This is a genomic window from Variovorax gracilis, from assembly GCF_030317115.1.
GTDB classification, from domain to species: Bacteria; Pseudomonadota; Gammaproteobacteria; order Burkholderiales; family Burkholderiaceae_C; genus Variovorax; species Variovorax gracilis.
On record NZ_JASZYF010000001.1, the window covers coordinates 907,507 to 928,794 of the forward strand.

The window sequence follows — 21,288 nt, forward strand, 5'->3', positions numbered from 1 at the left end:
CTTGGCGGCCAATGTGGGTAGGCATGCACCTACCGAGTGCATACCGGTCAGAGGGCGGCGCGCTGACTCACGGGGGCCTGCGGCGTCTCGGCCCAATGGTTCTTGAAGCCGAGCCGACCCGGGGAAACGTACTGTTCGCGGTAAATCTCGAAGGGCATGGTGTCGTTGGCCTCGATGCGCTCCTGGGCCTCGATCGAGGTCTGGGTCATGTGCTCGAACTGCGCCTGCAGTTCGGCCGGGAACGGCATCGCCAGCAGCGTCTCGCGGGTCTTCTCGGACTCGGCGCGAACGAAACCGACGAAGGAATTGCCGTGCGCGTTCATGCCCTCCAGCACGCGCGCCGACGGCAGCACGGCCGGGTCGCCGAGCGCTGCACGGGCAGCGTGCAGCGCCTCGGCGTGCTTCGTCCCGCCGTGGGCCGCGTCCAGCGCCTCGGCGATGGGCACGAATTCCTCGAGCAGCTCGGCGCCCCATTCGGCAAGCGCCACCTGCCGGCCGTCGCGCTGCAGCTGCAGGCCGGGCTCGCGTCCGCGCGCAGCCGTGAGATTCTGGTTGTGCGCCAGGTTGGCGATCTCCTCGCGCGTGTCGGGCGGGCTGTCCGTCAGGAGGCAGTGCAGCAGGAAGACATCGAGGAAGCGCATGGTCTGTGCGTTGATGCCGACAGGCTCGAAGGGGTCGAGGTCCATGAGGCGCACCTCGACGTATTCGACACCGCGCTCGCGCAGGGCGTGCAACGGTCGCTCGCCGGGATAGATCACGCGCTTGGGGCGGATCGTTCCGTAGAACTCGTTCTCGATCTGCAGCAGGCTGGTGGCAAGCTGGTTGTAGTCGCCGCCGAGACTGCGGATGCCGATCGCCTCGTAGGCGGGCCACGGCCGCGTGAGCGCATCCTGCAGCGACGCGCCATAGCCGTCGAGGCTGTTGTAGCTGACGGCCAGCGATGCCTGCGCCTCGCTCTGGTAGCCCAGCCGGCCCATGCGCAAGGACGTGCCATGGGGCATGTGCATGCTGCCCTCGCCCAGCGGCTGCAACTCGTGCGGCCGGCCGTCGACAAAGGTCGAGCACAGCGCAGGCGAAGCGCCGAAGAGGTAGAGCAGCAGGAAGGCATGCCGGCGGAAGTTGCGGATCAGCCCGAAATACTGTTCGCTCGACACCTCCGGCAGCGACCAGTTGTAGTGAATGCCCGAGATGGTCTGCATGCGCCGCCCGTAGCGGTGGCTCAGGCCCATGCGGTAGACGCTCTTGGCGCGCCCGACATTGGATGAACCGTACCGCCCGATCGGGATGGTTTCATCCGTCGGCAGGCCGCACGGCATGCTGGATACCCAAAGGCGCTCGTCGCCGGCCTCGTTCAGCACGCGGTACGTGAACTGGTGCACGCGCACCAGTTCTTCGAGCGCGGCCTCCACGTCGGCATGGGCGCCGGTGATGAGTTCGAGCTGCGACTCGCTGAAATCGGTCGTGATGTGCGGATGCGTGAGCGCTGAGCCCAGGGCCACCGGATGCGGCGTCAGCGCCAGCTTGCCATCCGGTTGCGCACGGAGGCTCTCCTTTTCGATCCCGCGCCGGACTCCCCTCAGCCGTGCGGGCGAGAACGCGTCGAGGCGCTCCTTCAATTGGGTCATGTTGATATGGCCAGTCATTCTTCGTGGGGCTGGAAGGTAGCACGATGAAAATAATGCTGCTCGAAGGACCTTGCACGCCCCCAAGCCGCACGCACTTCGTGTCGTTTCGCTACCTCCCCGACCGGCGGCAACACCGGCGGTCCGGCGGAGCCGGTTCCGCGGTGTTCTGCCAGCGGGCCGGACTGCGCCGGCATTCGCGGGAAAAAACGTCAGGACAGGACGCGCAGGAGGAAGGCGTTGAGATCGGCAATTTCCTCCATGCAGACGGAATGTTCCATGGGGTATTCATGCCACTCGATGCCGTAACCGAGGGCCTTGAGGGCGTCGCGGCCGTAGGTGGCGCGTGCGAGAGGGACCACGCCGTCGCGCTGGCCGTGGGCCTGGAAGATGGGGGTCGACTGGTTGGCGGAGCTTCGCTCCGTGGCGATGGTGTCGGCCAGCGGGAGGTAGCCCGAGAGGCCGACGATGCCCGCCAGCCGCTCAGGGTGGCGCAGGCCGGTCATGAACGACATGGCGCAGCCCTGGGAGAAGCCGGCGATGACGATGCGGCTGGCCGGGATGCCGCGTGCCTTTTCCTTCGTGAGAAGCGCCTCGATCGCCGCCTGCGAACTGCGCAGGCCGGTTTCGTCCTCCGGATGGCCGGGGCCCAGGATGTCGTACCAGGCGGGCATCCGGTAGCCGCCATTGATGGTGACCGGCATCACCGGCGCATTGGGGAACACGAAGCGGACCGGGCCGACGGCCGAGAGGTCGAGTTCGTTGGCAATGGGCACGAAGTCATTGCCGTCGGCCCCCAGGCCGTGCATGAGGAGGACGGTCGCCGTGGGATTCGGACCGGTTTCGATTTCGATGGGAGGAAGTGACATGGCTCCGAAGTTACCGCAGAACGGAGGGCAATTCCCGTCAGGACGGCAGCTTGGCTGACTTGGATGGCAACCGGTGGGCCTTAGGATCTGCGCCCACGCCAAGGAAAACCACTTTGAGCTCCTCCCCCGACACCGAAATCGCCGGCGCCCTCCTCGTCAGACCCAAGTTCGGCGGCGTGGCCCTGGTGTGCGGCGAATGCCAGAAACGCAGCAACGGACCGTCAAAGCTCAAGGCCAAGGATGTCCGCAAGCTGTTCAAGAAGGAAATGCACAACCTTCCGGTGCGCCTGCGCATCGTGCAGTGCAGTTGCCTGGGCTTGTGCCCCAAGAAAGCGTTGGCCGTCTCGGCCGTGGCTGGCGCAAAGGTGCTGGCGGCGGCGCTTCAGTCGGAAGACGAGGCACGAGCGGCCGCCGCCGCTTTCGCACGCGCGTTCTCCTAGCCGCATCACTTCATCGGCGCGTCGCTGCCTGCTGGATGCATTCGACCAGATGGCGCGCGGCCGGCGTGAGCTGGAGGCCCCTGCGCCGGATCACGCACACCTGCAGCGTCGGCAGCGTGTCCTTCACTTCGACGCGCACGATGCCGTGATGCCCGAAGGCCAGTTCGGCCAGAGGCTCGACGAACATGCCGACGAGATCCATGTGTCCGACCAGGCCCAGCGCGACCGTGACGGACTCGCCGAGGATCATGCGGGCCGGCGGCGTCAACCCGATGGGAGAGAAGATGGGTGCCACGAATTCGCGGCCCAGTTCGCCATCGCCGGGAAGCAGCCATTCCGCGTCGTGCAGTTCGCGCAACGAGCGGCAGTGGCGCAAGGGGTGGCCCGCACGCACGCCGACGGCCAGTTGCACGGGGAACAGATCCACGCTTTCGAATTCGGCAGGCAGCGCGCCCGGCCCGACGTGCGCGACGGCAAAGTCGAGATGACCGTCGCGCAGCCGCGCCAGCATCCACGGCAGCACCGCTTCGCTGAAATGCACGTCGACGGCCGGAAGGCGCGTGTGGAACTCGCGGAAGGCCTCTGGCAGCAGGGTCAGCGCGACCGACGTGCTCACGGCCACCGCCACCTTGCCGGTCGCGCCGTCCCGGATCTGGGCGATCTCGTCGCGTGCGCGGCGCATGTCGGCCAGCAGCAAGCGCGCGCGCGGCGCAAAGGCCTCGCCGTAGGGGGTGAGCCGCACGCCCTTGACGCTGCGCTCGACCAGCGGCGCGCCGACTTCGCGCTCCAGCTCGCGCACGATCTTGGTCACCGCCGGCTGCGAAATCCCGACCGCCCGGGCTGCACCCCGGATGCTTTTCTGCTCGACCACGGCCACGAACGCAAGGAGCTGGTTCGGCTTCATTGAAAACCAAAAGTTATCGTTAGGTCTCAATTATTGTCTTTTCACGATCAAGACCTTTCTCTAGCATCCCGGCGCGACAACCCAACGACATCACCCAACCCGAACCGATGACCCACCCGACCAGCCGCACGCCGATCAGCCGGCGCCAGACGATCGTTGCGACCACCATTGGCAACGCGCTCGAATTCTTCGACTTCACCGTGTACGGATTCCTCGCGCTGGTGATCGGAAAGCTCTTCTTCCCAACCTTCAATTCCTACGGCCAGTTGCTACTGACGGTGGCAAGCTTCGGCGTCGGCTTTGTCATGCGGCCGCTGGGAGGCATCGTGATCGGCGCCTATGCCGACCGCGCCGGCCGCAAGAAGGCCATGACGCTCACGATCTTCCTGATGGCGCTGGGCTGCGCACTGATCGCCTTCGCCCCCACTTACGCGCAGATCGGCGTCGCGGCGCCACTCCTGATCGTGCTGGCGCGGCTCATCCAGGGCTTTTCGGCGGGTGGCGAGGTGGGCGCGTCCACCACGCTGCTGGTGGAGCATGCAACGCCGGCGAACCGCGGCTACATGGCGAGTTGGCAGTTCGCGAGCCAGGGCCTCGGCATCCTGCTCGGCGCCGTGGTCGTGGGCGGGCTGTCGACGGCGCTCACGCCGCAAGCCATGGAGAGTTGGGGCTGGCGCGTGCCCTTCTTCCTCGGGATGCTGATCGCGCCCGTGGGCATGTACATCCGCCGCCACCTCGAGGAATCTCTGGAGATCCGGCCCGAGCCGGCCAACGCGGCGCCGCGCCGCAGCAGCCTGTCGGAGGTGTGCGGCGAACATGGCAAGACCGTGCTCGCGGCCATCCTGAGCATCATCGGCGGCACCGCGGCCGCCTACGTCGTGACTTTCTACATGCCGACCTACGCCATCCGCGAGCTGGGCATGCCGCCGCCGGTGGCGCTCTTCGGCGCGGCACTCACGGGACTGCTGTCCTTCGGCTTGGCGCCCTTCGTCGGCCGCTGGTCCGACCGCATCGGCCGCAAGCCGCTGATCGTCTGGAGTCGCATCGCGCTGGTGCTGCTGATCTACCCGGGTTTCCTGTGGCTCAACATGTCGCCCACGCCTGCCGTGCTCTTCACCGTGGTCGGCGTGCTGAGCCTCACGTTGGTGGTGCAGACGGTGCCCGGCATCACGATGCTGCCGGAGATGTTTCCCAAGCACGTGCGCGCGAGCGGCATGTCGCTGGTCTACAGCGTCGGCGTGGCGCTGTTCGGCGGCTTCTCGCCCTTCATCAGCACTTGGCTGCTAAACGCCACCGGCAACAAGCTTGCGCCGGCCTGGTACCTGCTGGCGATGACGACGGTCTCGCTGCTGGGCCTGCTCTGGCTCAAGGACTTCACAGGCAAGGACATCGACGCGGCAGGCGCGCACCAGCCGGCCTGATCGCGATTCCGAGGACACAAGACATGCACAGCACCGCAGCCACCCGCCACTTCTCGGGCACCTACGCCGAGGCACGGCGCAAATTCCTCGAGGCAGCCGCCCAGCGCGGCGCGGCCGTCGAATCCTTCGTGCTCGAAGCGCATCGCGGCGCCCTGGGCGAAACGCTGGCCACCGACGTGGCCCTGCTCGGCAAGCCGGACGCTGCCAGGCTGATGATCGTGAGTTCGGGCACGCACGGCCCCGAGGGCTTCTGCGGCTCGGGCTGCCAGGTCGCGACGTTGAACGATGCAGACCTGATATCGCGACTCGAACAGGCCGGTGTCGCGCTGCTGCTCGTGCATGCCGTCAACCCGCATGGCTTCTCGCACCTGCACCGCACCAACGAAGACAACATCGACCTGAACCGCAACCACATCGACTTCGATGCGCCGCTGCCGGTGAACACCGCCTATGCCGACGTCGAGCCCTTCGTGCTGCCGGCCACCTGGCCGCCCACCGGCGCGGACGAGTCGGCGATGGCTGCGTACATCGAGAAGCACGGCATGCGGGCCTATCGCGCCGCGGTCACGGCCGGGCAGTACGACTCGCCTGAAGGCGTGTTCTACGGTGGCAAGGCGCCATCGTGGAGCAACCGCACCATGCGCGGCATCTTGCGCAAGTACGGCACGGCCGCCACGCACATCGGGTGGATCGACATCCACACCGGCCTCGGCCCCTACGGACACGGCGAGAAGATCTACCCGGGCCGCAACGCGCCGGCCGACCTGGCACAGGCACGCGCCTGGTGGGGCGCCGACGTGTTCGCGCCCTTCGACGGCCAGTCGGCCTCGGCGGACGTCTCGGGCCCGGTGGTCTCGGCGATCTACGACGAGTGTCCGCAGGCCAGTGCGGCCCTGATGGGGCTGGAGTTCGGCACCCTGCCCGACATGGAAGTCATGACGCGCCTGCGCGCCGACACGTGGCTGCGCCGCCACCCGGAAGCACTGGCCGAGCAGCAGCGCGCGATCCGGCAAGACCTGCGCGACGCCTTCTACTGCGACAACGACGAGTGGAAGGGCATGGTGCTCGGCCAGGCCCGCGTGGTGCTCCTGCAGACCCTGCAGGGACTCAAGGGCGCCTAGACGGTCGGCCCCTTCAGAGCCGCGCCGCCAGCTCGCGGCACTTCTGGAGGTTCGTGTTGAAGCGGGTCGCCATGCCCGGTTCGCAGGCGGAGCTGGTGGTCATGATGCGGCACATGCCGACCACCAGGAAGTCCGACACCGCTTCGGTGCACATCGGGAAGCGCGCCAGTGCGGGATTGTCATGCGACTTGAAGCCCCACGTGTCGGAGAAGTCGAGCATGCGGCCCATTGCGTCCTCGAAGTAGTCCCTGTCGCGCGCCGCGATGGCAGCCTCCATCGCCGGCAGTTCGCCGCCGAGGAAGCCCACCGCCGCCGAGGGAAAGCGGTTTGCATCCTGCGAGGTGGCCTGCTGGGCCGTCACGCCCGAGACGGCAGCCGCGAGCAGCAAGGGCGCGACGACGCGCGCGGAAATGGCGAGGATTCGGGGGCGGAAGAATTCCATGGTGTTCGGTCGGGCGATGGCTTCGAAGGCCGCCCCGCTGCAGGGCGGCCGCTGAAGCCCCTATTTGAACCGAAAGCCGCGGAGCGCCCGCTCGCCTACCAGCTCACCCGCATGCCCAGCGATCCCTGCACCGACGACTTCACCTTCACGTCGCCGCCCGCGTTGAAGAGGCGACCCGCCTCGCCATAGAGCGTGACGACGGGCGTCAGCGCCAGCGTCATGCCGGCCGCGACTTCGGTCGAGGTGTATCCGGTGCTGCTGGCAATGCGCGTGCTGGCCGCCGGACCGACGAAGGTCGCGACATCGGTGCCCGAGCCGGCGTAGTACACATTGAAGCGGCCGTAGGGCTGCAGGCGTCCGGCGCGGGTGGCGATGTCGCCCTTGATGCGCGCGCCGAGGCGGCCGATCCAGCCACCGTCGGCGTCCTGCTGCACGCGGGCGCCGCCGATCAGCACGTCGTCGAAGCTGCTGCGCTGGTAGGCGAGCTGGGCCTGCGGTTCGACGGCCCAGCCGTCGGCCAGCGCGAAGGCTTTGCCGGCCTCGATCGACGCGGTGGTGCTGTTCGGCTTGCCGGAGGCGCTTGGGTTGCCATCAGGGCGCACGGTGTAGCGGTGGCTGCCGCTCTGGAGAACGGCGTCTGCGTACACGCCGCTCGCATCCATCCAGGTCGCATAGCCGGCGAGGTAGCGCGATTGCAGATCGTTGTAGCCCACCCTGCCGAGCGTGCCGCGCGCGTTGCCGCTGACGTCCGCGCTGCCGTCCAGGTAGCCCACGTAGACGCCAGCGCGCCAGTTGCCAGTGGCCAGCAGATCGGTGCCGGCCTGCAGGCCGCTCACATGGCCCTTGCTCTGCGCCGACGCTGTGCCGTCCTGGCGGATGTCGAGATCGCCGTAGATGGCCCGGGCCCATGCCTGTCGGCTCGCATGGGCGCTCTCTTCGTCGCCGACACGGCGATGCAGGTTGCCGAGCATCGCGAGATCGGTCTGGCGCAGTTGTGCGGGCAGCGCGGCGAAAAGAGGCACTTCGGCGCGGTAGGTCGGGACCTTCACTGCGGTGCGCGATGCTTCGCTGCCCGCGTCAGGCGGCTTCGTCGATGCGGCCGAATCTTCAGGACCGGCTGAAGGCGACTCCGGCTTGACCGAGGAATCCGGCGGCACGAGCGTGGTTTCCGAGCGCAGGTACCAGTTCTCGCCCGCGCCCTGGGCATCGGCCGCATACAGGCGGTATTCGAACGCGCCCGCATCGACGTGTCCGTTGGCGAGCGCGAAGGCATCGCGGGTCGACTGTGCCGTCGTGGTGGCGCCGTTGCGCGCGCTCACCACTTCGATACCGTTGCCCGTCGTCTGAGCACCGAGCCCGCCGAGGTTGGTGATGCGCACGGTGGTGTTGCCGCTCGCGCTGGCGCCGGGGCCGCTGAGCATCAGGCGATCGCTCAGGCTGGCGCTACCTCCCAGAACCGTGCCCAGGCTCAGCACGCCGTTGTTCCCGACATAGGCGCCGTTCACGGTGAGCGTGCTGCCGGCCGCGGTACTCAGAAGGCTGACGGTGCCAGCGTTGCGGAGCGTGGCAACCGTCTGGTCGAAGCCCGCCGCATCGAGCGTCGCACCCGTCGCCACGGTGTGTGCGGACACGGCGCTGAAGCTGTTGGCGGCACCCGCCTTGAGCGTGCCCGCTGCGACGGTCGTCGCTCCGCTGTAGTTGTTGGCACCCGAGAGCACGGTCGTGCCGCGTCCCACTTGCCGGAGCGCTCCGCTGCCGCTGATGGCCCCCGCAAGCGTCAGGGTGTTCGAGCGGTTCACGGCGAGCGTGGCGTTGTTGAGGATGTTGCCCACCACGCTGCCCGTCGTACCGCCATCGCCGAGCTGCAAGGTGCCTGCCGTGATCGTCGTGCCGCCGCTGTAGGTGTTGTCGGCAGTGAACAGCGTAGTGCCGGCGCCGAGCTGGGTCACGTGGCCGGTTCCGCTGATGGGGTTCGCGAAGCCGATGGCGTCCTGGCGATGGATGACGAGCGCGGCGTTGTTGACGATGGGCCCCTCGACCTTGCCGGCGGTGCCGCCATTGCCGAGCTGCAGGACGCCACCCGTGATGGTGGTGGTACCGGTGATTTCCTGGTTGGTCGTGAACGTCAGCTTGCCGGCGCCGGTCTTCTCGATGCCGCCCGTGCCCTTGAGCAGTCCCGCGTAGGTCGCGTCGGCAGATTGTTCGAAGCGCACCAGGCCGTGGTCGGTGATCGACTTCGGCATGAAGCCGGCGCTCGTCTGCAGCGTACCGGCCGCATCGACCGTCATGCTGCCGGTATAGCCGCTGGCATCCGCACCGAGGATCAGCGTGCCACCGGCCACCCGCGTGCTCGTGATGCCCGCGCCGGCCAGCGAGTTGTTGAAGGTCCAGCTGCCGCTGTCGTTCTTCACCAGGGTCTGGAAGTTGGAGAGCGTCTGGTTGAAGACCCCCGTGGCCGTGCCGTTCAAGGTCAGCAGGTTGCGGCCCCCGCCGCCGTTGATCGTGCCGGAGATCGACGAGCCGCTGTAGATCCTGAGCGTGTCGTCGGCATCGGCAAAGTTCAGCGATCCGACCAATCGGCCCTTGTTGCTGAAGTCCAGCGCCATGCTGCCGGCCACGCCCACGATGTTCCCCGCGCCGTTCTTGTATTCGATGATGCCGGTCGCTTCGTTCTCGATGGTGTTCGTGCCGGTGGAGGACTGCTGGAACCAGATCGCCGCGCCGCCCGCCTGCGAGCGGATCTCCCCGCCGTTGACGATGCGGTTGCCGGAGCCGATCGGATTGACGGCCTCTGCGTCGCCCGCCGATCCGGTGGACAGCACCTTGGCTCCCTGCTCGATCGTCAGCGTGTTGCCAGAGCGGAATTCGATGGTGTTCGCGCCTGTACCGTATTTGCCGTCGGTGCCGCCCGGCGCCTTGTTCTCGACCTTGGCGCCGGCCTGGATCAGGATCGTCGAATTGTCGCCAACGCTGATGGCCGTGAGGCCCGCCGAACTGATAATCGCAGCCGGCCGCACGATCACCGAAGTGCCGGAAAGCGTGGCGGCGCCTTGACCCGCCGTGCCCGTTGCCACGCCAGTCGCATCGCAGGTGATGGCATTCGCGGCGGTCGTGCAGGTGGCCGAGGCAGTGCCGGCCAGGCCGAACAGCGCCGCCGCGACGGTCCAGCGATGCTGCGATGAGTTCCAGACGATGCTGAAAACGCAGTTCATGAAGCTTTTTCCCGAGTTGAAATTCACGCGGCACGTGAAACGAATACTTACGAATGTAATTCTTCGGTACTCTTTTGAACGGAGAAAATTTCACGATCCTGGTGCAAATCGACGGTTGCGTTCGATTTCGCTACGCTTTCGATAGCAGGAAGGCATTGCTGGGAACGGCCGGGCGCCGTTGTCACAAAAAAGCGGGGCAGCGACCCGCGGCGCTCACCTCGATCGGGCCGCGACGGCAAGTCGGCGGCAGGGAGCAGGCCCGTAAACTCCCCGGATGGCATCCAGACCTTCCAGAGCGCCGCGAATGCTCGAGCGCGGCATCCTTTGCATCCTCATCGGCGCGGCCGTGCTGATCGCGCCGAACTTCCTGCAGTCGCCGACTTGGCGGGAAATGATCGGGGGGGCCTACATCGTGGGATGGTTTGCGCTGGTGCTCGGCATCGCGCTCGTGGTGGTCGACCTGGTCCAGCGGGCCAAGGCCAAGGGGCGATGAAGCGCGCGGCGGCGCGTTGTCGCCGCCGGGTTCAGCGCTTGGCGCGAAGCTTCTTCACGACTTCGACGACGGCCAGGACGATGGCGCCCGCGATGATGCCGACGCCGGCATTGGCCCCCATGGATGCCAGCCCGCCGAAGAAGCCGCCGACGCCCGAGGTCCAGGCCTCGATCGCATGGCCGACGGCCGGCACGCCATGCACCAGGATTCCGCCGCCCACGAGGAACATCGCTGCCGTGCCGGCAATCGACAGCCCTTTCATGAGCCAGGGCGCCGCCGCCAGAATCCCGCGGCCCAGGGCGCGCGAACCGGCGCCTTCGCGCTGGCTCAGGTAGAGGCCCGCATCGTCGAGCTTCACGATGCCGGCCACGAGGCCGTACACACCGACAGTCATCACCAGCGCGATGCCCACCAGCACTGAAAGCTGCGTGACGAAGGGCTGGCCCTGCACCGTGCCCAGCGTGATCGCGATGATTTCGGCGGAAAGGATGAAGTCGGTGCGCACCGCGCCCTTGATCTTTGCCTTCTCGGTCGCGACCACGTCGACCTCCTCGCTCGCCACCGCCTGCTCATGGGCCGTGGTGCTGGCGGCGTGCTCCTCCCTGTGCAGGAACTTGTGCGCCAGCTTCTCGAAGCCTTCGAAGCAAAGGAAGGCGCCACCGATCATCAGCAGCGGCGTCACCAGCCAGGGCAGCCAGGTCCCGATCACCAGCGCGGCCGGCACCAGGATCGCCTTGTTCACGAAGGAACCCTTGCACACCGCCCACACGACCGGCAGCTCGCGATTGGCCTTGACCCCCGACACCTGCTGCGCGTTCAGCGCCAGGTCATCGCCGAGCACGCCAGCCGTCTTCTTGGCCGCGACCTTGGTGAGAACCGAGACATCGTCGAGCACCGTCGCGATGTCATCGAGCAGCAGCAGGAGACTGGTGGCCATCGACCGCGCGCCCGATCAAACGGCTCGCTTGAGGCGGATTTCCTCGATCTTCACCGCGCCAAGGGCGGTCGTCTTGGCGGTCTTCATCTCGCGCTTGAAACCGGCGAGCTCATGGAAGCGCATGGCGCGGTCGTTGCGCAGCGGCACCCAGACGGTGACCACGGTGCAGCCCTCTTCCTCGAGGCCGTCGCGCGCGGCGTCCCACAAGGCGACGCCGACGCCCTTGCCCCAATGCTCGGGCTTCACGTAGATGGCCCAGATCTCGCCCGTGGTGGACGGCGTCTTGGGATCGCGCGACCGGTCGAAGCCGACGAAACCCACCACCTCGCCGTCGATCTCCGCGACCTGCACCTGGGGTTCGCTGAACTCGATCGCCTCGCGCCACTTGGCCTCGCGCGTGGAGGGGGCCAGCGCGCGCAGCTGGTCCTCGGGGAGGATGTCTGCGTAGGCGGCCTGGGCGGCTGCGGCATGGACTTCGGCGACGGCTTTGGCATCGCGCAGGGTGGCGGGGCGGACTTCGTAATCGGACATGAATGCGGGAGGAACGAACGTAAAGGGGCGTATTGTCGCCGCGTCGCCAAAGTCCGGAACGCCGAGGCTAAACTGACCGTCGCATTCGCATCTATCCGGAGATTCACATGGCCAAAGGTCAACAGCGCACGAACAAGGAAGCCAAGAAACCGAAGAAGGACACTTCGCCGCCCAAGCCGCCGGGCGCCGGCATCGAACCGGTCCGTACGATCACCACGGCGGTCATTCCGCGCGGCAAGCTCAAGAACAAGTAACCGTGAACACGCCCGTACAGCCCACGCCAGCACAGAAGCAGCCGCGCAATCCGTTGCACGGCCTCACGCTGGAAGCCATCGTGACCGCCCTCGAGGCGAATTACGGCTGGCAGGGGCTGGGCGAGCGGATTCCGCTGCGTTGCTTCACCAGCGACCCGAGCGTCGCGTCCAGCCTCAAGTTTCTCCGCAAGACGCCCTGGGCGCGCGAGAAGGTCGAGAGCCTCTACCTCTTCATGCTCCGCGACCAGCGTCGCCAGCAATCGCCGTCGCATCGGCCGTGATGAAGGCGCACGTCGAACCGGGCGGATTCACCTTCGACATCGAGTCCGACCGCACCCTGCTCCAGTCCGCCGACGCCGGCGGCATCGAACTGCCGAGTTCCTGCCGCAACGGCACCTGCCGCACCTGCCTCTGCAAGCTCGTGGCCGGCGAGATTCGCTACCGCATCGAATGGCCGGGCGTGAGCGCCGACGAGAAAGCCGAAGGCTGGATCCTGCCGTGCGTGGCCGAGCCGCTCGGGGACGTGACGCTCGACGTGCCTTACGCGTTTTCAGTGTTCTAGCTTGACGAGCCGATCCCTCTGCGCGAGCGAGGGAAACAGCCGGAACCAGGCCGCCGCGACCAGCACGGTGCCGACACCGCCCGCCACCACGGACCCCACAGGCCCCAGCAGCGCCGCCGTGGCGCCCGATTCGAATTCGCCGAGCTGGTTGCTCGCCCCGATGAAGATCGAGTTGACCGCACTCACGCGGCCGCGCATCGCGTCGGGCGTTTCGAGCTGCACCAGCGTCTGCCGGATCACCACGTTGACCATGTCCGCGCCGCCCGAGACCGCCAGCGCGATGAGCGACACGACGAAGCTGCGCGAAATGCCGAAGACGACCATGCACACGCCGAACATCGCCACAGCGATCAGCAGCGCGCGGCCCACGTGGCGCTCGATCGGCCGGCGCGTGAGCATGATCGACATGAACAACGCCCCGATCGCGGGCGCGCCACGCAGCAGACCCAGGCCCCACGGACCGGTGTGAAGGATGTCCTTGGCGTAGATCGGCAGCAGCGCGACGGCGCCGCCCAGCAGGACCGCGAAAAGATCGAGCGATACCGCCCCCAGCACGGGCTTGCGCTTCCAGATGAAGTCGACGCCGGCCAGCACGGTCTTGAGCGTCACCGGCTCCCGCGCAGCCGGCGTGAAGACGTAGTGCAGGCGCATCACCAGCACGGCCGCCGCCACGAAGAAGACGAAGGCGGCGCCATACACCACCCCCATGCCCGCCACGAACAGCAGGCCGCCCAATGCCGGGCCGCCGATGATGGCGCCCTGCATGCCTGCAGAGCTGAAAGCCATCGCGCGCGGCAGCAGGATCGGCGGTACCAGCAAGGGCGTGAGCGCCTGCTGCGCCGGCATCTGGAACGCGCGAACCGCGCCGAGCACCAGCGACAGGCCGAGCAGCAGCCCACGCGAGTCGTGCGCGACGTGCACCGCGAGCAGCAGCACCAGCGCCACCGCGCCCTGCACCGCGAAGCAGGCCGCGACGATGCGCCCCCGGTGATGCCGGTCGACCACATGCCCTGCGAGCAAGGCCAGGAGCAGCGCCGGCACGAACTGGTAGAGGCCGACGAGGCCCAGGTCCCACGCGCTCTGGGTCAGCTCATACATGTGCCAGCCGATCGCGACCAGCAGCATCTGGCTCGCGGCGGTGCCAAACAACCGCGCAACCCACAGTTGCATGAAGGGCCGCTCGCGCGTGAGATCGGAAAATCGAGACGAATTCGGGGGAACGGCAGCGGCAGACATCGCGACGAGGATAGCCGAGCCCGCAGCTCCTAGACTTCTCCTGCGATGACCGACCTGCACCTGATCCATGAAGACCCGCACCTGCTGGTGCTCGACAAGCCCGCCGGCCTGCTCTGCGTGCCCGGCCGCGGGGAGGACAAGCAGGACTGCCTCAGTGCGCGCGCACTACGGCGCTGGCCCGATGCGCTGGTCGTGCACCGGCTCGACATGGCGACCAGCGGCCTGGTGCTGATGGCGCGCGACCCGGCGACACAGCGCGCGCTCGGCGATGCCTTCGCCAGCCGGCAGGTGAGCAAGCGCTACGAAGCCATCGTCGACGGCCTGCTGCCGACCTCCGACGACTGGTCATTGATCGATGCACCGCTGATCGCGGATTGGCCGAGAAGGCCCCTGCAGAAGATCGATGCCGCCGGCAAGCCCAGCCAGACGCGATGGCGCGTGAAGGAGCCGTTGCCCGAACGCCGTGCCAGTCACCTCTGGCTGGAACCGCTGACGGGACGCAGCCATCAATTGCGCGTGCACCTGCTGTCGATCGGCCACCCGATCCTCGGAGATGCGCTCTACGGGAACGAAGACATCCAACGCCGCGCGCCAAGATTGCTGTTGCACGCGACGATGCTCGAATTCGAGCACCCTGCCGATGGAAGGCTCTGCCGCTTCGAGAGCGCGCCGCCATTCGCCTGAGCTGCGAGATTCGACCTTTCCTAGCTGAGGTCGCCCTTCACCACCAGAACCGGCACCTTGGCGTCCTGCAGCACCCGCTGCGTCACGCTGCCGAGAAGCAACTTCTCGATGCCGGTCCGACCGTGCGAGCCCATCACGATCAGGTCCGCGCCGATGGCGATGGCGGTGTCGACGATGCCCTCATGCACCACGTGCCCATCGATGACGCGCTGATCGCTATGCAGCCCTTCGGCCGCCAGCGCCGCGACGCCACGCGCCAGCGCGGCATTCGCGCTGCTGGTGGCAGCGGCGAGGTATTCGTTCTGGCCGAGCGCGTAGTCAGCACCCACGCCGATGAAGGGATAGTTGTCCACCACGTGGATGAGCGTGATGCGACTGCCGAAGGCCAAGGCCAGCCCGCTGGCCTTGCTGACCGCCAGCATCGACGTTTCGGACCCGTCGATCGGGACCAGGATGTGATTGAACATGGCTGACCTCTTTCATGCACAGGATTCGCGGGCGAATCGGGCCTCGAATTTACATCCAAGCCCATGCCTGCGGATGTAGGACGTCTACGGTCGGCGCCTCGGCCTCAATCGCCCTGGAAAGCTCCGGCGCGGCAAGTCACGACCAGCGTGTCGCGCCAGCCCGGCTCGCCTTCCACCAGTGGCTGGATCGGGGTCGATTCATGGATCACGCGGGCGTCGTCCAGCAGCAGCAGGGACCATGGCTCGGTCATCGTGAAGCGTTCGCCGCGCCGTCCACTGGCCTCGAATACACGCGTTTCGCCGCCCTTGACGTTGTGCCGGCCGACCAGCGCGACAGCAACCAGGTCGACACCATCGCGGTGCGCGCCTTCCGGTGTCGGCCGGCCGATGCCGTCGGTGGTGTCGATGCGGAACTGGTGCGCCTCGACGTACCAGCGCTGCGTGCCGCGCAGGCCGCTCGTCACTTTGCCGAGTTCGCTCATGAGCCGTTGCCAGATCGGTTGCGCGACGGTGGCGGCCTCCATCGGCGCGAACCAGCGCTGCATGCCGCCATGCAGCGCGTTGTACTCCACGGGCTGCCAGTGCGCGCGATGCGGTACCTGCTCGACCCCGGCCTCATCCACCGTGAAGCACGCATGGCGTCGCGTGCGATAACGCCCGCCGTCCTTCAAGTATTCGTCGGCCGGCAGGTGCGCCCAATCGACATGCAAGGCCTCGAGTTGCGCCAGGGGCGCACCGAGCCAGTCGGCCACACCCTGCGGGCTCAGCACGGCGTAGCCGTCCTGCCGCAAGGTGGGAACAAGTCGATCGGGTGGTGTGAAGGGTGGACTGAACGCAGTGCTCACTCCGCCACCTTCACGCCCTTCCAGAACGCGACACGGTCCTTGACCATCTCCGCTTCGGGCTTGGGGTCTGCGTAGTACCACGCGGCATCGGTGTTGAGTTCGCCGTTGACCAGCAACGAGAAATAGCTCGCGGTGCCCTTCCACGCGCAGGTCGTCTTGTGGTTGCTGAAGGTCACGTGGTCGCGGTTGAGCGAATCCATCGGGAAATAGTGATTGCCTTCGACGAGCACGGTGTCGTCGCTCTCGGCGATGGTGACGCCGTTCCAGGTTGCTTTCATTCAATGGCTCCATGGCGCGATGCGCCGCTCAATCCACGAAAGTAGCACATTCCCTTTGCGGGTCGAGTCAGGCAGCCTGAAGCCAATGCACGCTGAACAGGTGATCGGGGTCCGTCCACACCGCAGCGGGACGGAAGCCCGCCTTGACGGCGAGCGCGCGCAACCCCTCCACCGTGAACTTGTGCGAGTTCTCGGTGTGGATCGTCTCGCCTTCCTCGAACTCGAAGCGCTGGCCGTCGAGGGTCACGGTCTGCGCGCGGCGGCTCACCAGGTGCATCTCGATGCGCCGCATCGGCGAGTTGTAGAAGGCCGCATGCGTGAAGCCGTCGAGATCGAAGTCGGTATCCAGTTCGGCGTTGGCGCGCCGCAGCAGATTCAGGTTGAAGGCCGCTGTCACGCCCTGCGCGTCGTTGTAGGCCGCGTGCAGCAGCGCCGGGTCTTTCACGAGATCCACTCCCAGCAGCAGGCCGCCGCCGCGCAGCAAGCGATGCGCCAGTTGCAGGAAAGCCAACGCCTCGTCGGGATTGAAATTGCCCAGGGTCGAGCCTGGGAAGAAGCCCACGCGCTGGCCGGCGCCCTTGTCGCGGGCGGGTAGCACCAGGGGCATCGTGTAGTCGGCGACCACGGGCTGCACCATGAGCCTGGGGTAATCCGCACGCAAGCGCTCCACCGCCGCTTCGAGATGTTCGCCAGAGATGTCGATGGGCACATAGCGCTTCGGCGCTTCGAGCGCATCGAGCAGCAGCCGCACCTTGGTGAGCGAGCCCGCGCCGAACTCGACGATCTCGGCGTCGGGGCCGATCTGCGCCGCGATCTCGTCCGCGCAGTCGGTGAGGATGCGCACTTCGGTGCGGGTCGGGTAGTACTCCGGCAATTCGCAGATGCGATCGAACAGCGCCGAGCCCGCCACGTCGTAGAAGAACTTGGGCGAGACGCTGCGCGCGCCGAGGCTCAGCCCCGCGAACAGTTCGCGAGCAAAGTCGGAAAGCGGCGCCGCTCGCTGTGCGGCCCGGAACGCATGGAGATTGAAAGCGGGAGTGCCCATCAGAGGTCCTTCGCGAGCCGCAGCCCCGAGAACTGCCAGCGCGCCGCCGGCGGGAAGAAGTTGCGATAGCTGGGCCGCGTGTGCCCGTCCGGCGTAGCGACACTGCCGCCGCGCAGCACGAGTTGGCCGACCATGAATTTGCCGTTGTATTCCGCCGCGATGCCCGCGAGCGGGCGAAAGCCAGGGTACGGGTCATAGGACGAACGCGTCCACTGCCACACGTGGCCGCTCATTTGCGAGATGCCCGGCGCATCGTGCGCAGCCTCCCATTCGAACTCCGTCGGCAGGCGCGCACAGGCCCATTCGGCGTATGCGGCGGCCTCATAGAAACTGAGTTGCGACACCGGTGCACTCGCCTCCAGCGGCCGCACGCCGTGCAGGCCGAAAACCTGCCATCCAGCCGTCGAACCCTGGTGCGCCAGGCGCGGATCGTCCGGCGCGAGCCAGTAGGCCGGGCAACGCCACCCTTGCGACTGCACCGCAGCCCAACCGTCGGACAACCACAACTCTGGCCGCTGATAGCCTCCGTCGGCGATGAACTGCGCAAAGTCGCTGCAATTCACCAGCCGGTCCGCAATGGCGTACGGCTGCAGGAGCACGGCATGGCGCGGCGTCTCGTTGTCGAACGCGAACCCCGCGCCGCCATGGCCGACCTCCGCCACACCGCCGGTCTGCGACAGCCAGCGCATCGCGGGCGCCACGGAAGCCAGCCGCAAGGTCGGCGCGGTCGCCGCGCGGTAGGCCGGAAGCAAGGGATTGCACGACAACGCGTGCAGGATGTCGGTGACGATCAGTTCCTGGTGCTGCTGCTCGTGATGCAGGCCCAGAGTGACGATGCCTTCGATCGCTACCCAGTCGTTCTCGCGTGCGCTGCACAGCAATGCATCCACGGCCTCGTCCACGTGGCGGCGGTATTCGTGCACCTCGTCGAGCGACGGCCGCGTCAGCAGTCCGCGCTGCGGCCGTGGATGACGCGGCCCCAGCGCCTCGTAGTAGGAGTTGAAGAGATAGTGAAAGCGCGGGTCGAACACCCGATACCCGTCAGCGTGCAACTGCAAGAGCACCGTTTCGAAGAACCACGTGGTATGCGCCAGATGCCACTTCGTGGGGCTGGCATCGGGCATGGACTGGATGCACTGGTCCTCGGCCGACAGCGGTGCTGCCAGCGCCAGGCTGTGTGCACGAACCGTCCGAAAACGGTCGCGCAAGTCGTCCGCCGCAGGCAGAGCCGGCCGGATGAGGTTCATGGGAACTCCAGTTTTGACTTGAACGGTTTTTTAGCCCATGCACACAGGCAAACGCCGTAGGACAAGATCGCGCAGCGGAGGGGGCCCGCGACGCCGGCGCAGCGGAACGCGACACTTTGGCACAAGTCGCCGGCGCCTGCCAAGGTCTGCGTATCATCCGGCGAATGAGCAAAACAGGCCGTCCCCACATCGTCATCGTCGGCTGCGGGTTCGGCGGGCTGGAGGCGGCGCGCAAGCTTCAGCGCTCGGAAGTCGACATCACGGTGGTCGACAAGACCAATCACCACCTTTTCCAGCCCCTCCTCTACCAGGTCGCCACGGCGGGCCTTGCGGCGCCCTCGATCGCGGCGCCGGTGCGGCTCTTGTTCCGGCGGCAACCCAATGTCACAACCTTGTTGGGCGAAGTCACGCAGATCGACCCGGCGGCACGCGAAGTCCACTTGGCGAACGGCTCCCGCCTCGCCTGGGACCACCTGATCCTCGCCGCCGGCGCGACGCACAGTTACTTCGGCCACGATGACTGGGCACGGACGGCGCCCGGGCTCAAGACGCTGGCCGACGCCTTCGAGATCCGCCGCCGCATCCTGATGAGCTTCGAGGCGGCCGAGATCGAGGCCGACCCGGCGCGCCGACGCGCATTGCTGACATTCGCCGTGATCGGCGCCGGCCCGACCGGCGTGGAAATGGCCGGCACGCTCGCGGAGATCGCGCGCCATACGCTCGAGGGCGAGTTCCGCCATATCGACCCGGGCAGTGCCGAAGTGCTGCTGATCGAGGGCGGCCCGCGCGTGCTGCAAGCCATGCCCGAGTCGCTCAGCCAGCGCGCCCAGGACCAATTGCAGAAGCTCGGCGTACAGGTGCGCCTCAACGCCAAAGTGACGTCCGTCGATGCCACGGGCTTGCAAGTCGAGTCGCCCTTCAGCGACGGCGGTGCGGGCGTGGGCAGCCATCGCATCGAGTGCAATTGCGTGATCTGGGCCGCAGGCGTCGCCGCTTCGCCGCTGGGACGCTTGCTTGCCAGTGCAACTGGCGTGGAGACGGACCGTGCCGGCCGCGTCAAGGTGCTGCCGGACCTGAGCGTGCCGGGCCATCCCGACATCAGCGTCGTCGGCGACCTCGCGGCCGCGCTCAGCCATCGGCCCGGCAGGGAGCCCAAGCCGGTGCCCGGCGTGTCGCCCGGCGCCAAGCAGATGGGACGAGCCGCTGCAGCGAACATCCTGCGCCGCATCGCGGCCCAGCCGACCGAGCCGTTCCGCTACCGCGACTACGGCAACCTGGCGACGATCGGCCGCAACTCGGCCGTGGTCGACCTGGGCACACCCTTTGGCCCCCTGCGCTTCTCGGGGCGCATGGCATGGCTCTTCTGGCTGTTCGCGCATGCCTACTTCCTGATCGGCTTCCGCAACCGCACCGTGGTGCTGATGGACTGGGCGAGCGCTTACTGGAGTTTTCAGCGGCACGCGCGCGTCGTCGCGGATGTCAGGGGACGAGGTGAATCATGAACACGAACTCCGCACGACGGACACCCACCGCCGATGAACTGAATCAGCGCGGCGCCGAGAACCTGCCCGGCTACCTGGGTATCGTGATCAAGCACGTCGACACGTCCGAGGTGCGCTCCGAGTTGCCCGTGCGCAAGGCGCTCATGGCGCCCAACGGGTTCCTGCACGCAGGGAGCGTGGTCACGCTGGCCGACACCTCGGCCGGCTACGGCTGCGTCGCCAACCTTCCCGAAGGCGCGACGGGCTTCACCACCATCGAACTCAAGTCCAACCATCTCGGCACGGCGCGCGACGGCACGATCGAATGCACGGCGACGGCCGTTCACCTCGGCAAGACGACGCAGGTGTGGGACTCGGTGGTCAGGCATCGTGAAACAGGCAAGACCATCGCGCTCTTCCGTTGCACGCAGATGGTGCTCTACGCCAAGGGGTGACGCATGGCTCGCATCGAAAGCAAACTCCAATCGCTGGGCCTGGCGCTGCCGCCGGCCCTCGCGGTGCCGCCCGGTGTTTCGCTGCCCTTTCCGTGGGTGCGGCTTTCGGGCCAGCGCGCATTCATCTCGGGCCATGGCCCGCAGAACAGCGACGGAACCTTGACGGCAGCGCTGGGCAGGGTCGGGCGCGAACTCACGATCGAGCAGGGCTACCAGGCAGCGAGGCTCACCGCGCTCGGCATGCTCGCGAGCCTGCAGCGAGCCATCGGCGACCTGGACCGTGTCACCGCGTGGGTTCGGGTGTTCGGCATGGTCAACGCGGCGCCGGGCTTCAATCGGATGCCGGCTGTGATCAACGGCTTCTCAGACCTGATCATCCAGTTGTACGGCCCCGAAATCGGCGCCCATGCACGAAGCGCGGTGGGTCTGGCGGAACTGCCCTTCGACATTCCGGTCGAGATCGAGGCCGAGGTCGAGTTCAGCGGATAGGCGCCGCCTACCAGGCGCTCGTGAAATCGCTCGCGAGCGACGACAAGACAGATGCCACCGACCACGCGGGCACGAAGAAGCTGCTCCAGCAGGCGCAGCGCGCGTGGGTTCAGTTCCGCGAGGCGACTGCAGTGCCAACCAAATACACGCTCAATGCCGGGGGCACCATCCGCGACATCGCGGCGCTGAGCTGCAAGATCGAGCACACCGAGCAGCGCACGAAACAGCTCAAGGACTGGAACAAGGGCTGAAT

Annotated in this window: 25 protein-coding genes; 12 read left to right on the forward strand and 13 right to left on the reverse strand. The window is 67.1% G+C overall.

Features of this window, described 5'->3' with window-relative positions:
• Positions 1 to 47 precede the first annotated feature (47 nt).
• Both gshA and QTH97_RS04315 read right to left on the reverse strand, forming a co-directional pair.
• Positions 48 to 1,625, reverse strand: coding sequence for a glutamate--cysteine ligase (gene gshA / locus QTH97_RS04310; RefSeq protein ID WP_286566817.1), 1,578 nt, complete (start codon positions 1,623 to 1,625; stop codon positions 48 to 50).
• Positions 1,626 to 1,834: 209 nt separating this feature from the next.
• A complete protein-coding gene (locus QTH97_RS04315) occupies positions 1,835 to 2,491 on the reverse strand; it encodes an alpha/beta hydrolase (protein ID WP_286566818.1) in 657 nt (218 codons plus the stop codon).
• A gap of 113 nt (positions 2,492 to 2,604) precedes the next feature.
• Here QTH97_RS04315 and QTH97_RS04320 point away from each other — a divergent pair, with 113 nt between their 5' ends.
• Positions 2,605 to 2,931: a hypothetical protein gene (locus QTH97_RS04320; RefSeq protein WP_286566819.1), complete on the forward strand. Its 327-nt coding sequence runs from the start codon at positions 2,605 to 2,607 to the stop codon at positions 2,929 to 2,931.
• Positions 2,932 to 2,941: 10 nt separating this feature from the next.
• Here the strand turns inward: QTH97_RS04320 and QTH97_RS04325 are convergent, their stop codons facing one another.
• Positions 2,942 to 3,835, reverse strand: coding sequence for a LysR substrate-binding domain-containing protein (locus QTH97_RS04325; RefSeq protein WP_286566821.1), 894 nt, complete (start codon positions 3,833 to 3,835; stop codon positions 2,942 to 2,944).
• A 107-nt stretch (positions 3,836 to 3,942) separates the two neighbouring features.
• Here QTH97_RS04325 and QTH97_RS04330 point away from each other — a divergent pair, with 107 nt between their 5' ends.
• Positions 3,943 to 5,256: an MFS transporter gene (locus tag QTH97_RS04330; RefSeq protein WP_286566822.1), complete on the forward strand. Its 1,314-nt coding sequence runs from the start codon at positions 3,943 to 3,945 to the stop codon at positions 5,254 to 5,256.
• 23 nt (positions 5,257 to 5,279) lie between these two features.
• Positions 5,280 to 6,377 (forward strand): M14 family metallopeptidase, encoded by a 1,098-nt coding sequence (locus tag QTH97_RS04335; protein WP_286566823.1) that lies wholly within the window; start codon positions 5,280 to 5,282, stop codon positions 6,375 to 6,377.
• A gap of 13 nt (positions 6,378 to 6,390) precedes the next feature.
• Here the strand turns inward: QTH97_RS04335 and QTH97_RS04340 are convergent, their stop codons facing one another.
• Together QTH97_RS04340 and QTH97_RS04345 are read right to left on the reverse strand one after the other, a co-directional pair.
• Positions 6,391 to 6,819 (reverse strand): hypothetical protein, encoded by a 429-nt coding sequence (locus QTH97_RS04340; RefSeq protein ID WP_286566824.1) that lies wholly within the window; start codon positions 6,817 to 6,819, stop codon positions 6,391 to 6,393.
• Between the two features lie 95 nt (positions 6,820 to 6,914).
• Positions 6,915 to 10,031 (reverse strand): autotransporter family protein, encoded by a 3,117-nt coding sequence (locus QTH97_RS04345; protein ID WP_286566825.1) that lies wholly within the window; start codon positions 10,029 to 10,031, stop codon positions 6,915 to 6,917.
• A gap of 304 nt (positions 10,032 to 10,335) precedes the next feature.
• Between QTH97_RS04345 and QTH97_RS04350 the strand changes: the two genes are divergently transcribed.
• Positions 10,336 to 10,524, forward strand: a complete 189-nt coding sequence (locus tag QTH97_RS04350) for a hypothetical protein (RefSeq protein ID WP_286566826.1) — start codon at positions 10,336 to 10,338, stop codon at positions 10,522 to 10,524.
• A gap of 31 nt (positions 10,525 to 10,555) precedes the next feature.
• Here the strand turns inward: QTH97_RS04350 and QTH97_RS04355 are convergent, their stop codons facing one another.
• Complete coding sequence (locus QTH97_RS04355) at positions 10,556 to 11,461, reverse strand: DUF808 domain-containing protein (RefSeq protein WP_286566827.1); 906 nt, start codon at positions 11,459 to 11,461, stop codon at positions 10,556 to 10,558.
• A 15-nt stretch (positions 11,462 to 11,476) separates the two neighbouring features.
• Positions 11,477 to 11,992, reverse strand: coding sequence for a GNAT family N-acetyltransferase (locus tag QTH97_RS04360; protein WP_286566828.1), 516 nt, complete (start codon positions 11,990 to 11,992; stop codon positions 11,477 to 11,479).
• A 107-nt stretch (positions 11,993 to 12,099) separates the two neighbouring features.
• On the opposite strand from QTH97_RS04360, the gene QTH97_RS04365 reads away from it, so the two are divergent.
• From QTH97_RS04365 to QTH97_RS04375, 3 genes are read left to right on the forward strand one after another with little or no spacing between them, the layout of a single operon-like run.
• Complete coding sequence (locus QTH97_RS04365) at positions 12,100 to 12,246, forward strand: hypothetical protein (RefSeq protein ID WP_286566829.1); 147 nt, start codon at positions 12,100 to 12,102, stop codon at positions 12,244 to 12,246.
• Between the two features lie 2 nt (positions 12,247 to 12,248).
• Complete coding sequence (locus QTH97_RS04370; RefSeq protein WP_286566830.1) at positions 12,249 to 12,527, forward strand: VF530 family protein; 279 nt, start codon at positions 12,249 to 12,251, stop codon at positions 12,525 to 12,527.
• The gene (locus tag QTH97_RS04375) at positions 12,527 to 12,808 is read left to right on the forward strand and encodes a 2Fe-2S iron-sulfur cluster-binding protein (RefSeq protein WP_286566831.1); all 282 of its coding nucleotides are present in this window, start codon (positions 12,527 to 12,529) and stop codon (positions 12,806 to 12,808) included. The genes QTH97_RS04370 and QTH97_RS04375 overlap by 1 nt, the downstream gene beginning before the upstream one ends.
• On the opposite strand, the gene QTH97_RS04380 is transcribed toward QTH97_RS04375, so the two are convergent.
• The gene (locus tag QTH97_RS04380; protein WP_444813368.1) at positions 12,797 to 13,978 is read right to left on the reverse strand and encodes an MFS transporter; all 1,182 of its coding nucleotides are present in this window, start codon (positions 13,976 to 13,978) and stop codon (positions 12,797 to 12,799) included. The two genes, QTH97_RS04375 and QTH97_RS04380, sit on opposite strands and share 12 nt — an antisense overlap.
• 111 nt (positions 13,979 to 14,089) lie before the next feature.
• Between QTH97_RS04380 and QTH97_RS04385 the strand changes: the two genes are divergently transcribed.
• Complete coding sequence (locus QTH97_RS04385; RefSeq protein ID WP_286566833.1) at positions 14,090 to 14,728, forward strand: RluA family pseudouridine synthase; 639 nt, start codon at positions 14,090 to 14,092, stop codon at positions 14,726 to 14,728.
• A 20-nt stretch (positions 14,729 to 14,748) separates the two neighbouring features.
• Here the strand turns inward: QTH97_RS04385 and QTH97_RS04390 are convergent, their stop codons facing one another.
• The 5 genes from QTH97_RS04390 to egtB form a co-directional block, all read right to left on the reverse strand.
• The gene (locus tag QTH97_RS04390) at positions 14,749 to 15,195 is read right to left on the reverse strand and encodes a universal stress protein (RefSeq protein WP_286566834.1); all 447 of its coding nucleotides are present in this window, start codon (positions 15,193 to 15,195) and stop codon (positions 14,749 to 14,751) included.
• A gap of 104 nt (positions 15,196 to 15,299) precedes the next feature.
• Positions 15,300 to 16,040: a 2OG-Fe dioxygenase family protein gene (locus QTH97_RS04395; protein ID WP_286566835.1), complete on the reverse strand. Its 741-nt coding sequence runs from the start codon at positions 16,038 to 16,040 to the stop codon at positions 15,300 to 15,302.
• On the reverse strand, positions 16,037 to 16,318 hold the full coding sequence (locus QTH97_RS04400) for a DUF427 domain-containing protein (RefSeq protein ID WP_286566836.1): 282 nt from the start codon (positions 16,316 to 16,318) through the stop codon (positions 16,037 to 16,039). The genes QTH97_RS04395 and QTH97_RS04400 overlap by 4 nt, the downstream gene beginning before the upstream one ends.
• 67 nt (positions 16,319 to 16,385) lie before the next feature.
• A complete protein-coding gene (gene egtD, locus QTH97_RS04405; protein ID WP_286566837.1) occupies positions 16,386 to 17,363 on the reverse strand; it encodes an L-histidine N(alpha)-methyltransferase in 978 nt (325 codons plus the stop codon).
• The gene (gene egtB / locus QTH97_RS04410) at positions 17,363 to 18,610 is read right to left on the reverse strand and encodes an ergothioneine biosynthesis protein EgtB (protein ID WP_286566838.1); all 1,248 of its coding nucleotides are present in this window, start codon (positions 18,608 to 18,610) and stop codon (positions 17,363 to 17,365) included. Before egtB ends, egtD begins: the two co-directional genes overlap by 1 nt.
• Before the next feature lie 164 nt (positions 18,611 to 18,774).
• Here egtB and QTH97_RS04415 point away from each other — a divergent pair, with 164 nt between their 5' ends.
• From QTH97_RS04415 to QTH97_RS04430, 4 genes are read left to right on the forward strand one after another with little or no spacing between them, the layout of a single operon-like run.
• Positions 18,775 to 20,112 carry an NAD(P)/FAD-dependent oxidoreductase gene (locus QTH97_RS04415; protein ID WP_444813369.1) on the forward strand — a complete coding sequence of 446 codons (1,338 nt, stop codon included), beginning with the start codon at positions 18,775 to 18,777 and terminating at the stop codon, positions 20,110 to 20,112.
• Positions 20,109 to 20,546 carry a PaaI family thioesterase gene (locus QTH97_RS04420; RefSeq protein WP_286566839.1) on the forward strand — a complete coding sequence of 146 codons (438 nt, stop codon included), beginning with the start codon at positions 20,109 to 20,111 and terminating at the stop codon, positions 20,544 to 20,546. The genes QTH97_RS04415 and QTH97_RS04420 overlap by 4 nt, the downstream gene beginning before the upstream one ends.
• 3 nt (positions 20,547 to 20,549) lie before the next feature.
• Complete coding sequence (locus tag QTH97_RS04425; RefSeq protein WP_286566840.1) at positions 20,550 to 21,035, forward strand: RidA family protein; 486 nt, start codon at positions 20,550 to 20,552, stop codon at positions 21,033 to 21,035.
• A 20-nt stretch (positions 21,036 to 21,055) separates the two neighbouring features.
• Positions 21,056 to 21,286: a lysozyme inhibitor LprI family protein gene (locus QTH97_RS04430; RefSeq protein ID WP_286566841.1), complete on the forward strand. Its 231-nt coding sequence runs from the start codon at positions 21,056 to 21,058 to the stop codon at positions 21,284 to 21,286.
• Positions 21,287 to 21,288: the final 2 nt, after the last annotated feature.

Coding starts and splice junctions, on each gene's coding strand:
- QTH97_RS04325 (WP_286566821.1), bottom strand. CDS start 3,835: ATGAAGCCGAACCAGCTCCTTGCGTTCGTGGCCGTGGTCGAGCAGAAA.
- QTH97_RS04390 (WP_286566834.1), bottom strand. CDS start 15,195: ATGTTCAATCACATCCTGGTCCCGATCGACGGGTCCGAAACGTCGATG.
- egtD (WP_286566837.1), bottom strand. CDS start 17,363: ATGGGCACTCCCGCTTTCAATCTCCATGCGTTCCGGGCCGCACAGCGA.
- gshA (WP_286566817.1), bottom strand. CDS start 1,625: ATGACCCAATTGAAGGAGCGCCTCGACGCGTTCTCGCCCGCACGGCTG.
- QTH97_RS04355 (WP_286566827.1), bottom strand. CDS start 11,461: ATGGCCACCAGTCTCCTGCTGCTGCTCGATGACATCGCGACGGTGCTC.
- QTH97_RS04415 (WP_444813369.1), top strand. CDS start 18,775: ATGAGCAAAACAGGCCGTCCCCACATCGTCATCGTCGGCTGCGGGTTC.
- QTH97_RS04365 (WP_286566829.1), top strand. CDS start 12,100: ATGGCCAAAGGTCAACAGCGCACGAACAAGGAAGCCAAGAAACCGAAG.
- egtB (WP_286566838.1), bottom strand. CDS start 18,610: ATGAACCTCATCCGGCCGGCTCTGCCTGCGGCGGACGACTTGCGCGAC.
- QTH97_RS04360 (WP_286566828.1), bottom strand. CDS start 11,992: ATGTCCGATTACGAAGTCCGCCCCGCCACCCTGCGCGATGCCAAAGCC.
- QTH97_RS04345 (WP_286566825.1), bottom strand. CDS start 10,031: ATGAACTGCGTTTTCAGCATCGTCTGGAACTCATCGCAGCATCGCTGG.
- QTH97_RS04420 (WP_286566839.1), top strand. CDS start 20,109: ATGAACACGAACTCCGCACGACGGACACCCACCGCCGATGAACTGAAT.
- QTH97_RS04375 (WP_286566831.1), top strand. CDS start 12,527: ATGAAGGCGCACGTCGAACCGGGCGGATTCACCTTCGACATCGAGTCC.
- QTH97_RS04385 (WP_286566833.1), top strand. CDS start 14,090: ATGACCGACCTGCACCTGATCCATGAAGACCCGCACCTGCTGGTGCTC.
- QTH97_RS04425 (WP_286566840.1), top strand. CDS start 20,550: ATGGCTCGCATCGAAAGCAAACTCCAATCGCTGGGCCTGGCGCTGCCG.
- QTH97_RS04335 (WP_286566823.1), top strand. CDS start 5,280: ATGCACAGCACCGCAGCCACCCGCCACTTCTCGGGCACCTACGCCGAG.
- QTH97_RS04350 (WP_286566826.1), top strand. CDS start 10,336: ATGCTCGAGCGCGGCATCCTTTGCATCCTCATCGGCGCGGCCGTGCTG.
- QTH97_RS04315 (WP_286566818.1), bottom strand. CDS start 2,491: ATGTCACTTCCTCCCATCGAAATCGAAACCGGTCCGAATCCCACGGCG.
- QTH97_RS04380 (WP_444813368.1), bottom strand. CDS start 13,978: ATGCAACTGTGGGTTGCGCGGTTGTTTGGCACCGCCGCGAGCCAGATG.
- QTH97_RS04330 (WP_286566822.1), top strand. CDS start 3,943: ATGACCCACCCGACCAGCCGCACGCCGATCAGCCGGCGCCAGACGATC.
- QTH97_RS04400 (WP_286566836.1), bottom strand. CDS start 16,318: ATGAAAGCAACCTGGAACGGCGTCACCATCGCCGAGAGCGACGACACC.
- QTH97_RS04340 (WP_286566824.1), bottom strand. CDS start 6,819: ATGGAATTCTTCCGCCCCCGAATCCTCGCCATTTCCGCGCGCGTCGTC.